At 69.4% G+C, this 13,178-nt stretch carries 11 protein-coding genes and 1 pseudogene; 8 read left to right on the plus strand and 4 right to left on the minus strand.

Annotation, left to right across the window (positions count from 1 at the left end; all coding sequences use genetic code 11):
* Together ACZ60E_RS09245 and ACZ60E_RS09250 are read right to left on the minus strand one after the other, a co-directional pair.
* Positions 1-1,734 carry an amylo-alpha-1,6-glucosidase gene (locus tag ACZ60E_RS09245; protein ID WP_469439178.1) on the minus strand — a complete coding sequence of 578 codons (1,734 nt, stop codon included), beginning with the start codon at positions 1,732-1,734 and terminating at the stop codon, positions 1-3.
* Entirely contained in the window at positions 1,731-3,740 is a 2,010-nt protein-coding gene (locus tag ACZ60E_RS09250) for a glucosidase family protein (RefSeq protein ID WP_469439179.1), read from the minus strand. Before ACZ60E_RS09250 ends, ACZ60E_RS09245 begins: the two co-directional genes overlap by 4 nt.
* A gap of 181 nt (positions 3,741-3,921) precedes the next feature.
* Between ACZ60E_RS09250 and ACZ60E_RS09255 the strand changes: the two genes are divergently transcribed.
* The 5 genes from ACZ60E_RS09255 to ACZ60E_RS09275 all read left to right on the plus strand — a co-directional run bounded on the left by ACZ60E_RS09255 (position 3,922) and on the right by ACZ60E_RS09275 (position 8,941).
* Positions 3,922-5,259 carry an ABC transporter substrate-binding protein gene (locus tag ACZ60E_RS09255; protein ID WP_469439180.1) on the plus strand — a complete coding sequence of 446 codons (1,338 nt, stop codon included), beginning with the start codon at positions 3,922-3,924 and terminating at the stop codon, positions 5,257-5,259.
* 147 nt (positions 5,260-5,406) lie between these two features.
* Positions 5,407-6,231 (plus strand): carbohydrate ABC transporter permease, encoded by an 825-nt coding sequence (locus tag ACZ60E_RS09260; protein ID WP_469439181.1) that lies wholly within the window; start codon positions 5,407-5,409, stop codon positions 6,229-6,231.
* Positions 6,228-7,094 (plus strand): carbohydrate ABC transporter permease, encoded by an 867-nt coding sequence (locus ACZ60E_RS09265; RefSeq protein WP_469439182.1) that lies wholly within the window; start codon positions 6,228-6,230, stop codon positions 7,092-7,094. The genes ACZ60E_RS09260 and ACZ60E_RS09265 overlap by 4 nt, the downstream gene beginning before the upstream one ends.
* A 66-nt stretch (positions 7,095-7,160) precedes the next feature.
* A complete protein-coding gene (locus ACZ60E_RS09270; protein ID WP_384810448.1) occupies positions 7,161-8,243 on the plus strand; it encodes a LacI family DNA-binding transcriptional regulator in 1,083 nt (360 codons plus the stop codon).
* 281 nt (positions 8,244-8,524) lie between these two features.
* Entirely contained in the window at positions 8,525-8,941 is a 417-nt protein-coding gene (locus ACZ60E_RS09275) for a hypothetical protein (RefSeq protein WP_469439183.1), read from the plus strand.
* A gap of 10 nt (positions 8,942-8,951) precedes the next feature.
* On the opposite strand, the gene ACZ60E_RS09280 is transcribed toward ACZ60E_RS09275, so the two are convergent.
* Entirely contained in the window at positions 8,952-9,755 is an 804-nt protein-coding gene (locus ACZ60E_RS09280; RefSeq protein WP_469439184.1) for a GAF domain-containing protein, read from the minus strand.
* A gap of 206 nt (positions 9,756-9,961) precedes the next feature.
* Here ACZ60E_RS09280 and ACZ60E_RS09285 point away from each other — a divergent pair, with 206 nt between their 5' ends.
* The 3 genes and pseudogenes from ACZ60E_RS09285 (at position 9,962) to ACZ60E_RS09295 (ending at position 11,978) form a co-directional block, all read left to right on the plus strand.
* Positions 9,962-10,540: a dihydrofolate reductase family protein gene (locus tag ACZ60E_RS09285; RefSeq protein ID WP_469439185.1), complete on the plus strand. Its 579-nt coding sequence runs from the start codon at positions 9,962-9,964 to the stop codon at positions 10,538-10,540.
* Between the two features lie 230 nt (positions 10,541-10,770).
* Positions 10,771-11,268, plus strand: a pseudogene (locus ACZ60E_RS09290) (hypothetical protein); the annotation flags it as partial.
* A gap of 92 nt (positions 11,269-11,360) precedes the next feature.
* The gene (locus ACZ60E_RS09295; RefSeq protein WP_384810436.1) at positions 11,361-11,978 is read left to right on the plus strand and encodes a vitamin K epoxide reductase family protein; all 618 of its coding nucleotides are present in this window, start codon (positions 11,361-11,363) and stop codon (positions 11,976-11,978) included.
* Positions 11,979-12,063: 85 nt separating this feature from the next.
* Here ACZ60E_RS09295 and ACZ60E_RS09300 read toward each other — a convergent pair whose 3' ends face one another.
* The gene (locus tag ACZ60E_RS09300; RefSeq protein WP_469439186.1) at positions 12,064-12,864 is read right to left on the minus strand and encodes a DUF4142 domain-containing protein; all 801 of its coding nucleotides are present in this window, start codon (positions 12,862-12,864) and stop codon (positions 12,064-12,066) included.
* Positions 12,865-13,178: the final 314 nt, after the last annotated feature.

The raw sequence follows: 13,178 nt of genomic DNA on the forward strand, positions 1-13,178 counted from the left end.
TCATGACGCACGCTCACACAGGGTGCCGGCGGCGAGGGCACGGCGCTCGGCGCGATCGGAGACCATCGACAGGTACACCGAGGCGGTCCACGTCATGCTGCGGTCACGCAGACCGGCGCCCGTCATCGCGTCGAAGTTCTCCGCCATGCCGGCGCCCGCGCAGGTCGCCATGAACCGGGTCTCGATGTCGTCCGCCAGGTCGGGCTGCCCGCTGCGGCGCAGTCCGTCGGCGAGCAGCATCGTGGACGGCGCCCAGATGGGGCCGCGCCAGTAGCCGTCGGCCTCGTAGTGGGGGCTGCCCGGTGGCTCGGTGGCGGGCCCGTGGGGGGTGAGGTAGCCGCCGTCGAGGAGGCGGCGCACGGTCGTGTCGCGCAGTGCAGCCGGCAGGAGGTCTCCGAGGATCAGCGGCATGAAGGTGAGCAGACTCTCCGAGTCGATCACCTCGCCGGTCAGGGTGTCCCGTGCGACGAAGCGGTCTCCGGTCCAGAACCGGTCGCACAGCGTCCGCACGGTCGCGGCGGCCCGTCGCGTCCACGCCGCCGCCTCGTCGTGGCGGCCGGTGCGGTGGGCGATCAGCGCGAGCGTCTGCATCTGCAGTGCGAGGTGGGCGAGCAGGTCCGGGCTCTGTACGGGCACGCCGACGCCGAAGGTCGTGGCGTTGTCCCATCCGGAGTCGTTGCCGTGGTTGTAGGACGGGATGCCGTCGTCGCCGTACACGCGATGTTCGAACCACCACTCGGTCCACCGGCGCAGCGGTTCGTACAGCGCGGCTGTCGCGTCGTCGGTGAGGCCGCCGCGGTCCATGAGGTGGGCGATGGACCAGCCGTGGATCGGTGGTTTGACGAAGTTGCGTTCGACACCGGCGTCGTTGACGTAGTCAGGTAGGCAGCCGTGCTCGTCCTGGTGGTCGAAGACGGCGAAGAGCTGGTCGGCCGCCGCCCGCGGGTCCCGCCACAGGGCCATGGCGTTGAAGCAGTGGTCCCAGCTCCACACGTTGGTCATCCGGTTCTTCGACATGAGCATGGACTCGCGTCGCAGTGCGCCGCCCGCCGGCACGATGGCCGCCCAGGTGACGAACGCGGCCAGCCGGACGGTGTCGCCCATCACCGGGTCGTCGCGTTCGGCGCCGCCGTGCGTGCGGCACCAGGTGTCGAAGTCGGCCTGGGCGACGGCGGCGAGGGCGTCCGGGTCGTCGAGGGGGGCGGTGGGCACGGCGCTGCCGTATTCGTCGACGACGATCGTCGCCGTGCCGTCGGGTGCTGCGATCCTCAGCCGCGCCTCCGAGTTGCGGACGCCGTCCCAGCGGGCGTCGAACCGGGCCTGACCGCCCATGACACGGATGCGGTAGTTGCGGTTGGCGCCGCTGTCGATGAACCGCCAGGTGTTCTCGTTCTCCTGGAAGACGGCGTCGTACTGCGAGGTGGCGCGGAAGTCGAGGGTGAGGGAGCCCTCCCGGACACGGAGGCAGGCCCGGCCCGGTCCGTCCAGGACCGCTTCGACCCGGGTGGTGCCGTGCCGGAGGGTCAACTTCCCCGCGGTGGTGCGGGACTGGGCCTCGGTGCCGCCGTCCAGGAGGAGGCGGACGATCTCGCGGTGGCGGGCGTCACCGCGCACGGTCCGCAGATAGACGCCGCCGTCCTGCTGGTCGGTGACGCGTGAGACGGCGAAGTAGGACCCTCGGCGGCTGAACGGGGTGGTGCCGAGGTCGATGTCGAGCAGGCGCGGGGCGCTCATGCCTGGCCCTCCGCTCCGGTGGTGGCCGCGGTGTCCGGCAGCGCGACGCGGACCGACTCGCCGGGTCCGAGCGAGACCGTACGCGGTACGGCAGGGCCCCTCGTCCCGGCGCCGGTGCCGCCGAGTGCCGAGAGGTCCAGCTCGAACGAACGTGTTCGCCCGGCGTCGTTGACGAGCTCGAAGCCGTCCTGATCGATCCGGTAGGTGAGCTCGTACGCTCGCTGGCCGAGTGTCACGGTGCCCGAGCCGACGACCTGGGGGGCGATGAGCAGGTCCGCGGTGAGCGTCGAACGGACCCCGAGGTACTCGGTGAAGAGCACCCAGGCGTACACGCACGGGTACTCGTAATAGTGCGCGGCGCCGTGCCAGTCGGACCCGTCCACGTAATGGACGTGGTTCATGTCGTAGCGCTCGCCCATGACGTAGTCGTCCGAGGCACCCTGTGCGGCGACGGTCTCCAGCTGCCGGCGGAGCATCCCCCCGTTGCGGCGCCACGACCAGAACGCGGCGTCCCAGCACCAGTACCTGCCCGCGGCACACAGGTCGTAGGGGCCGCCGTCCCCGATCTCGTCGTCGGTGTAGTCCTGTACGCGGGCGGCGAGGAAGGTCGGGAAGCGCTGGAACTCGTCGAGTTCGCGGTCGATCAGCGCGAGGACGTGCCCGGTCTGCGCGTCGTCGGCGTGCCCGAACATCGCCGGAAGGACGTTGGCGAGGAGGTGCACGTGGTCGTGGACGCGTCCTGAGCGGTCGATCCAGTCGACGAAGCGGCTGGTGGCGCCGTCCCAGTGCCCGGCCGGGAGCGGAGCGCGGACGGCGGCGGCGAGGCGCGCGGCCGACTCCCGGTAGGAGCGGGCCTGCCCGTCGCGTCCGAGGACGTCCTCCAGCGCGGCGAGGAGTTCGAAGGAGTTCGCGGCGAGGGAGGCGGCCATGGTCTCCCGCCCGTCCTTGATGACCTGGTCCTCGTAGTACACGTCGGACCACAGTCGTCCCTGCCGGTCCATGCAGTCGACGACGCAGGACGCCGCGCCCTCCAGGTCCTCGATGCGCTCCCGCAGCCAGCCGGTGTCCTTCGTGCGGGCGAAGTACAGCCACGCGGACTCCAGCACCTCGACGTTGCCGGTGACGAGGAACATGACGGCGTTCTGGGAGCCGTCGAGGCTGTTCCTGCGCACGTGGTACTCGCGGTCGCCGTCCGGCTGGATGGCACAGGGGTCGCGCCACAGCTGCTGGGGGTCCTCGCGCATCATGCGCAGCTGCAGGTCGAGCATGCGCCGTACGACGTCCTGGTCGGTGCGGCTCCCCCAGGCCATCCGCCCCTTGATCTGGAACTCGTGGTCGACGTCCGGATAGGTGCCGACGTACTTGTCGGCGAGGGTGCTGATCACGTAGCCGTCGCGGTCCGGGTACTCGGTGGCGGTGGTGCGCTCGACGACGCAGGGCAGGACGGTGCCCCAGTAGAAGCCCGCGAGGGCGTCGGCGAGGGCGTCGCCGCCGGGGAGGTCGAGGGCGAAGCGTGCTCCGTCGACGTCGGCGTGGGGGCGGGCCCGGTGGGCGACGAGGGTGGCTGTGCCGGCGTGGACGGTGAGGGTGCGGCGGTCGCCGTCGGTGTGCAGTTCGATCACGCCGTCGGCGACGACGTGCCAGGCGGGCTCGGACGCGCCGGGGCGTGGGGGAAGCAGCCAGGCCGCACCGGAGCCCGTCAGGTGGACGGGGGACGAGCCGTCGTCCGGCAGAAGGTGCCGCTGCCCGACGGTGTCGGTGGGCTCCGCTGTGTCGGTGGTGTCGGTGGACCCCACGGTGTCGGCGGTCCCGGCGGCGTCGGCAGTCCCGGCAGTCCGGCTGGTCCCGGCGGTCTCGACGGCGAGCAGCACGCTGGGGCCGGCGGATGCGTCGAAGCGGATCCGGGGCTCGGACCCCCCGGCCGCCGTCACCGACCACGTGCGTTCGTCGACGCGTGTCGGTGTCCCGTCAGTGGGCAGCGCGCGCTCTGGGGTGCTCAGGGGCATCGGTGTCGTGACTTCCTTCATGACGATGGCGTCCCCGCCGCATGCGACGGTGCTGGCGTCAGCCAGTATGCAAATTGAGGTTGGAAGTTTGCAAGACAATCTTGCAAGACATGCGTAAGCCGGGTCATGATGACGCCCACCAAGCCGAGTGCTGCATCTCGATCAAGGAGGATCGATAGCCATGACCGCTTCGCCGTGTCGCCCCTGGCGCACCCAGGTCAGCGCGTTCACCGCAGTCACCGCCCTGTCCGCCGGACTTCTGACCGGCTGTTCCATGTCGTCCTCGGACGGCTCCGCCGGGAAGGACACGCTCACCGCCTGGGCCTGGGGAGCCCCCGCGGCCGGCATGAAGGCCACCGCCAAGGAGTTCGAGAAGTCGCATCCCGGAGTGACCGTCAAGGTCCAGGACGTCGGCAACCCGGCGATCTGGGACAAGATCACCACTGGCATGGCAGCCGGGGGCCAGGGTCTCCCCGATGTCATGGACATCGGCGGCGACTACATGGGCAACTACCTGGAGACGTTCCCCGACGGCTTCGCGAACCTCGGCGACATGGGTGCGGGCTCGCTGGAGAAGGACTTCCCGAGCGGCCTGTGGAAGGGCGGACAGGACGCGAAGGGACAGCAGTACGGCATGCCCTTCGAGGTGAACACCAACCTGGTGTTCTACCGAAAGGACCTGTTCCGGAAGGCCGGCGTCGACATCGACTCGATCCGCACCTGGGACCAGATGCTGGCCGCCGGAGTGAAGATCAAGAAGGCGACCGGAGCCGACCTCTTCGCCGTCGACAAGGCGGCCTCGCAGGCCGACTCGGCGAACTTCTTCATGATGCTCGCCCGTCTGCAGGGCACGTTCTTCTTCAACGGCAAGGGCGAGATCGCACTCTCCGGCAGGGAGAACGTCGACGCGCTCGCCTTCCTCAAGGCGGCGAACGACAAGCACCTCGTCACGGACATCCCGCAGAGCCAGGGCACCACATCCCAGATGAAGGGTCAGGCGCCCGTCGCGATCATGCCCGGCGCCTCATGGATGGTCGGCAGCTTCCAGGACACGGCACCCGAGATGAAGGGCAAGTGGGGCGTCCGGATGCCCCCCGCGATGAAGGAGGGCGGGTACACGGCGTCGTCCGCGGGCGGCACCTACCTCACCGTCTCGAAGGCGAGCAAGCAGCAGAAACTCGCCTACGAATACGTCGAGTACAGCATGGCGACGCTCGCCGGCCAGAAGGTCATCACCAAGGCCGACGGACTCTTCCCGAGCTACGAACCCATGTGGAAGACCGCCGCCTTCAAGGAGCCGAACCCCTATTTCGGGTTCAACACCAACGAGCTCGTCATCGAGGCGCTGAGTCAGGACACACCCCCTGACCACTACACCAAGGACTACCCCAAGGCGCTCAAGGTCTACGACGACGCGCAGACCCAGGTCCTGGTCAAGGACGCGGATCCCGAGAAGGCGCTCCAGCAGGCCGCGAAGCTGCTGGCACAGCAGACCGGCCGGAAGACCGCGAAGGACTGACCGGAGAGCACCATGTCCCTCACCACGAATTCCAGTCCCCGGCCGGCCGGGACGCCCGCCGCGGCCTCGCGGTCCGCCGTCAAACCGCCTCGCCGGCGGTCATCGCGCAGGACCTGGCGTACCCGTGCCACACCGTTCGTGTTCCTGATGCCCGTGATCGTGCTGTTCGTCGGCTTCAAGGTCTATCCGGTCTTCTACGCCCTGGCACTCAGCTTCACGCAGAACGTCGGCGGTGTCACCGAGTTCGTCGGCGGCGCGAACTACGGACGGCTCCTCGACGACCCGCTCTTCTGGACCGCCCTGCGCAACACCGTCGAGATCCTGGTCATCCAGGTGCCGTTGATGCTCGGTCTGGCGATCGTGCTGGCCGTCGCCCTCAACTCCAAGCTGCTCAAGTGGCGTTCCTTCTTCCGGGTCGCCTACTTCGTCCCGATCGTCATGGGCCTCGTCGCGTACGGGATCCTCTTCTCCGCGCTGCTCAACTACCAGAACGGCTTCATCAACTACCTGCTCACCTCGGTGGGGCTGCCCCGGATCCCCTGGCTCACCGACCCGTTCTGGGCCAAGGCATCGATCATCATGGCCATGACCTGGCACTACATCGGCCAGAACGCGGTCATGTACCTCGCCCAACTGCAGTCCATCCCCGGCGAGTTGTACGAAGCCGCGCAGATGGACGGGGCGAACAGGCGCCGGCAGTTCTGGCACATCACCCTCCCGGGACTGCGGCCGGCGCTCCTGCTCACCGTGGTGCTGTCGACGATCGGGACCCTGCAGCTCTTCGACGAGCCGTACGTGCTCACCGGAGGCGGCCCCGACAACGCCACCCTCACCATCGGCATGTACCTCTACAACAGCGCCTTCAAGAACTTCGACTTCGGATACGCCTCCGCGATCGGCTACGTCCTCGCCTTCATCGTGACCGCCGTCTCCGTCATCCAGACGCTCGTCCTCAGGAGGCGTGCCCAGTGACCGCCCTGCAGCATCCGGCACCGCGCCGACGCCGCGAGCCCGGCTCGACCAGATCGCTCAGCGCCGTCCTCACCACGTTCGTCGCGCTCGGCGCAGTCCTCATGCTCGTCCCGTTCGCCTGGCTCGTCGTGGCGTCGACGCACTCGACGAACGAGATCTTCTCGTCCCCGCCGGCGCTGCTGCCCGGCGACCGCTTCTGGACCAACCTGACCGGGCTCTTCGGCTCACTGGAGTTCGGCACCGCGTTCCGCAACTCCCTGGTCGTCTCGACGGTCTACACCGCGCTCGGCATGCTGGTGTGCAGCACGGCGGGATACGCCTTCGCCAAGTTCCGGTTCCGGGGCCGCAACGCGATGTTCACCCTGATCATCGCCTCCCTCGCCCTGCCGGGCCAGGTGACGCTCGTACCCCTGTTCAAGATGATGGTCGCGCTGGGCTGGCTAAACTCCTACCAGGGACTCATCCTGCCCAACCTCGCGCTGCCGTTCGGGATCTTCCTCATGCGCCAGGCAATGCAGTCCGTGCCCGACGAACTCCTCCAGGCGGCACGCGTCGACGGCGCCGGCGAGTTCCGTACGTTCTTCCAGATCGTCGTTCCCACCATGCGGCCGGCCCTGGCCGCCCTCGCCATCTTCCTGTTCCTCGGCCAGTGGAACGACTTCGTCTACCCGCTCATCGTCCAACGCGACCCGGCGGCCTACACACTGCCGGTCTCCCTGGCGACCCTGCACGGCGTACAGTCCACGGACTACGGGCAGTTGCTGACCGGCACCCTGATCTCGGTCCTGCCGGTCCTGGTGCTGTTCCTCTTCCTGCAGCGGTACTTCGTCGCGGGCCTCCTCGCCGGCTCCGTGAAACAGTGAACATGCCACAGCACAGCACTCCGCACGACGGACGAACACGCATGGCTTGCGACCGGAAGGTTTGAGATGACGACAGGGAATGCCACCGAACCGCCCAAGCGGCGCAAGGGATCCCGAGCGGCCGCCGGCACCACCACACTGGCCCAGGTCGCACAGGCCGCCGAGGTCAGCGAAGCGACCGTCAGCCGGGTCATCAACCGCAAGTACGGTGTCGCGCCCGCCACTCGGCAGGCGGTGGAGGAGGCGCTGAAGCAGATCGGCTACGAGCGTCCCCTCGACAACCGGCTCGTCGTCATGCTCACCCCCAACCTGAAGAACCCGATCTTCGCCCTGCAGGCGGAACGCGTCGAGAACGAGCTCAACCCGTACGGTCTGACCTCGATCATCTGCCCCGTGTACCCAGGGACGCCGCGTGAGCGGGACTACGTGGAATCGCTCGTGGACGCGGGCGTGGCGGCGATCGTCTTCCTGTCGTCGAGCAACACCCTCCGCGACGAGGACCATCGCGTCGTGCAGTTCGTCGAGTCACGGGGCATCCCCTACGTGAGCATCAACGGCGGCTTCCCCGACTCCGACACCCCGGTCGTCTCGACCGACGACTGGCGTGCCGCCGAGCTGGCGGTGGGTCATCTGCACGACCTCGGGCACCGCAAGATCGGCCTCCTCGCGGGACCGACCGACAACCTGCCCGCGGACCGGCGCGTCGAGGGATTCCTCCGCGCGCTCGAACAGCGCGGCATCGAGCACCCCGAACAGTTCGTCGTCCGCCAGCACTTCAACGTCGAGGGCGGCCAGCAGGCCGCGAGCGCGCTCCTCGCGCAGGGGACGACGGGCATCGTGGCGTCCAGTGACGAGATGGCCTTCGGCGCGTACCGGGCCGCGGAGCGTGCCGGGCTGCGCGTCCCGAAGGACGTCTCGGTCGTCGGATACGACGACTCGCCCGTACTCGACTTCATCGGACCCCCGCTCACCACGGTCCGCCAGCCGATCGAACGCATCGCGGAGAACGTCGCGCGCCTGGTCACCTCGCTGATCTCGAACCGGACGGTCAGCACGCAGGAGATCCTCGTCGAGCCCGAACTCCGCCTCCGGGGATCCACCGCTCCCGCGCCGACCATGCGTCCGGAGCAGCATCGCCTGTACGGATGAAGTCGGTGTATGACGGTTTACCGATTCCGCTCCCCTTGGGCCGGGTTCGTTCCGTCCGCGGCCGTATCGGTGCAGGCCAGCACGTGTCTGACGCCTACGCGGCGCAAGGAGCGCGCCGTGCGCCCGGCGCTGTGGAGTCCGTCCGTGAAACCCTTATGGCGGTTTGTTCGTGAATGAGGCGCCCGGCAGGAGAATAATTCTCGTGGGCATGTCGTGAGGGGTCGCTCGCGGCACTGGCCCGGGAAGGCGTGCCCGCTTGGGATCCGGCGGGCGGGGGTGCCATGGACCATTCCTCGAACCGGCACGGTTCCTGCGAGGCGCTGCCCGCTCTGCTCGCACAACTGTCGGAACTCGTGCGCTATGCGCAAGACACGATGCAGCTCGACGCCGAGGACGCGCAGGTTTTCATGCCGCTGTACGCGGTGGTGATGTACGGAGTCGTCGACGGGGGCGCCGCGGACCCGATTCTCTGGCAACTGGCCGAGCGCGCCATCGGGCGGACGGACCTCTCTGCCACCCACGGCCAACAGGGAACAGCGGCGCGACTGCTGGTGACCGTGTGGTCGGCCAGTCTGCAGCCGACCGTCGAGGCCAAGGAGTGGCCGTTCAAGGCGCCGGACCTGCCGCTCCAGTGCCTGCGAGCGGCCGTCGCGTCGGCCGACGCGGCCGACTCCGGGGAGAAGGGTTCGGCGGCGTGAACGGGCGCCGCTACCTGGCCAGCCGGTCGGCCGCCTGGATCACATAGCCCAGTTCGCTGCGCGCCTCGGCCGCCCACACGGTGGGCTCGGCGCGATGCACGGAGAGCATGCCCGCCAGCTCACCCCCCGGCGTCATGACCGGCAGCGACGCCACGGCCCGCACGCCCGCGTCGTGGAGGACGTCCCCGGCGGCGGTGCCCACGAACAGCGGCGACGCACGGACGTCCTCCACGAAGACGGGCCGCCGCTGCCGGGCTGCCGCGCCGCACACACTCCCGTGCCCCTCGACCTCCACGCTGCGGAAAAAGGACAGGAACGGATGATGGAACCCGCGCTGTGCGCTGATGCGCAGCGTGTCCGACGCGGGGTCCAGGAACTGGACATTGCCCATCGGAGCCCCCGTCACCCGCAATGCCGTGGCCAACGCCTGACGCAGCACCACCTCGTTGCGCCTTCCGTCGGCGCGACGGGGCGACGCACCAGGTGTCTCCGCGATCCGCAACGCCCGCAGGCCGCCGCTCAGATGAAGGGCCCTCAGCCGGGGGTCGTCGACTCCCCGCACCTCCAGCTGTCCGCCCGCCGCCCGTACCTGCTCCGCCACGACCTCCACCAGTTCGACTGCGGCGAAGCCCAGGAACGAGACGCGGCTGAAGTCGAGAACGAGCCGACGGCAGTGGGCGGACAGGTCCGAGAGCTCCTTCATCAACATCATGGTCCCGCCATGATCGAGCTGTCCCGCGACATGGACGACCGTCCGCTCAGGCCGTGCGACGACCGACGTCTCGATGGGCGATGCCGACAACGACTGCACCACGGATTCCACCTGCCCCAACCCTCTTGAACACAGATATTCAGCGTAGAAGCCCGAGCAGCCTCAACAGGGTGTTTTGGACATGAATAGCACTTCTGGCGGTAAGTTCGCCGGCGTCGATGATCGCTCGGGTCCGAGGCGGAGCGATGAGTTTTCGGGGCGGCCCCGGTCAACCCCTACAACGCACACCTACTTTTCGGAGGAGTCCGATGGCACGTCTCATGGTGGACTTCATCATCTCGCTCGACGGCTACGCGTCCGCCGACGGCTGGCCGGGGTTCTGGGGCATGGAAGGGCCCGAATACCTCGCCTGGCTCGACAGCGACAGCGAGAAGCAGCACGCCGGCCTGATGGGCGCCACAACCTATCGGCTGATGTCAGGATTCGCCGCGCAGGCGCCCGACGACCCCGGCTTCGCCCAGCTCAACACCATGCCCAAGACCGTCTTCTCATCGACCCTTGAAGCGCCCCTGACCTGGCAGAACACCGAGCTGATCACAGGTGACGCCGTCGAGGCCGTGCGGGACCTGAAGAAGAACACGACCCAGCCCCTGCGCACCCTCGGCAGCCTCACCCTGTGCCGATCGCTGCTCACGGCCGGTCTCGTGGACCGCTTCCGCGTCGTCGTCTTCCCGGTGATCACCGGCGCCACCGGCCAGGAACGAATCTTCGACGAATACCCGGACGTCCGCCTCGACCTCATCGAGAGCCGCACCTTCGACGGCCGGCTCCAACTGCTGGAGTACACACCCACCGTCCTCGACGGACCGCCCACCACGGACAGCTGACGAGCTGGTATGTGACATCGGGTGGAGCCTCGTGCACGGCCGCCTGCGCCGAAAAGTGCCGAACTCCTCCCGGCGGGGCCGTTCGGCCCTAGTTGGGTCCGGGGCGCGGTGACTTCACTGATTCCGCAGTCCCGTCCCGGGGCGGTCCGTGGTGTCGCCCGAGGGCGGAGAGGACCGGGTTCGCGGTACGAGGAGGAGTGGAAAGCCGTACGGCGAAAGGGAAGTTGGGAATGATTCTGGCGGTGGGGCATGCCGATCTGACCCGGGGCACGCTCGAACTGGTGGAAGCCGAGTTGCGGGCGAGGCTGGAGCGGTTCCTGGGGCGGGCCCAGGGGGTGGTGCGCGCCGGTGCCGGTGTGCCGCTGGCCTTCGGACGGGCGGTGCGGACGGCCGGGCGGCACCTCGTCGTGGTGCTGCCCGCGCAGGCGGCCGTTCCCGCGATGCCGCCCGAGCGTGACCGCCTGGCGGCCGGCGAGTTGCTGTCCCTGGCCCGGCAGGTGCGGCTGCTGACGTACGACCCGGCGGACCGGGACGCCTGCGTCGGCGCGGACGAGCGGCTGATCGCGGGATGCCGGAAGGTGCTGGCAGTGTGGGACGGTTCGCCGTCCGACGGCCGCGACGCCACGGCTCACCTGGTGGCCTACGCCCGCGCCCGCGGTGTCCCCGTGGAGGTCCTGTGGCCGGAGGAGGCCGCCCGCGAGCACGTACCCGGCACACCGCGGCAGCCGTCCGGCGGATGCCGTCCGCGCGGCGGCGACCACCCGTCGCCCGCCGCCGAACCGGCACCCGTCCGGCACCGCGACGAGCCGGAACAGCCCCGATGACCGGCATCGCGGACAAGACGAGCAGCACCGGTGGCGCCGGCCGCGCGCTCGCCTGGCTGCTGATCATCACCGGCGGCCTCGGCGCCCTCGCCTCCTTCGTGATCACCCTCGACAAGTTCCAGCTGCTGCAGGACCCGGGCTTCGCACCCTCGTGCAACCTCAGCCCGGTCCTGTCGTGTTCGAGCGTGATGCGCAGCGACCAGGCGGGCGTGTTCGGGTTCCCCAATCCCCTGCTCGGCCTGCTCACCTACCCGGTCGTCGTCGCGATCGGTGCGGCGCTGCTGGCCGGGGCCCGCTTCCGCCGCTGGTTCTGGCTCGCGCTGAACGCCGGCGCCATGCTCGGCGCGGCCTTCTGCATGTGGCTGATGAGCCAGGCACTGTACGAGATCGGCGCGCTGTGCCTGTGGTGCTGCCTGGCGTGGGCGGCGACCATCGCCCTGTTCTGGTACACCACCGTGCACAACCTGCGGCACGGGATCGTCCGCGCCCCGCGCCGCGTCGTCGCCGGTGTCACGGAGTTCCACTGGGCGGTGCCGGTCACCTGGTACCTGACCGTCGTCATGCTGATCGCCACCCGCTGGTGGAGCTACTGGCAGACGTTGCTGCGGCCATGAGACGGGTGCAGTAGGCCGGGCGCCGCGCGCACTGAGCACGTAGCACCCGGCACCCGGCTTACGGCGCCCACATGGGACGACCCCGCTACCGCAACACGCTCTCCGAGTCCGACGGTTCAGGGCGCTCCGTGCTGACCGTGCCGTCCGTCGGCAGCGCCGAAGGGCTCGACGTCAGGGTGGGGTCACCGGTCGGGCGCGCGGGCGGCGCCGAGGCCGCCGACGCACCCGGCTTCGGCGGCGGGGGCCCGGTCGGGCTGGCGGTCAGCCCCTTCGCGGCATCGACGGCGAGCGCGTCGAAGTCGACGTCCCCGGTCCTCTCCAGCATCGTGATGTGGTCGAGCACGGTCTGGTTGGCGTCCGAGGCCAGTTGCCGGATGAGCGAGTTGCGGGTGGTGGCGCGGACCTCCGCGACCGCCGCGAAGACCTTGCCGTGCGCGGACCGCAGCAGGTTCGCGAACTTCTGCTCGTAGTCCTTGCCCTGAGAGGCCGTCAGCTCGGCCAGCCAGCCCTGTTGTTGGGCGTTCGGCTGGTTCGGCACCTCGATGCCGAGGTCGGCGGCGATGATCCGGACACGCTTGTCGAGGTCGTTGTGGCCGACCACCAGGTGGTCGCCCGTCTCCTTGACGGCCTTCGTGGGCGCGCGTTCGATCGCCTGCTGCCCCGCCGGTATCTCCCACAGCCCGGCGAGCCGTACCCGTACCACCAGGTCCCGGTCGGCGGCGGTCAACGGACCCCATCGGGTGTTCACCGTCTCGGTGGGAGCGGGCCGGGTCGCCTTCACCGCGTCGAAACGGTGGGGATAGGAGTAGAAGACCGGGTACGCGACCGAGCCGATCGAACCGGCGATCCCCAACGCGATGAGGAACGAACCGTTGATGCGCCGCACATGAGCCTCCGGTGAGTGGACGACAAGGACAGTCAGCGGACACCCGCAGCCGAGCGCGGCTGCGAGCCGTATCCGAACCCGCACCCGAACCCGCACCGGGCCCGGATCCGGCGTGCGTGTGCACGGGGTGCACGCGAGCCGGTTTTCTGCCTGGCGCGTACCGGGTACTCCGGCTCCGTCTCCCCGGCCGGGGCATCGGGACGAGGCCCAAAGTCGGGGCACCCGGCCGCGGCGTCAGGAGATCATTCCGCCGAGTGGCGCCGACAGGGCCGGACGGTCCCGCGCACCAGGGGCCGAACGGCCCTTGACGCCGG

The sequence above is a fragment of the Streptomyces sp. NPDC102514 genome (genome assembly GCF_055584525.1).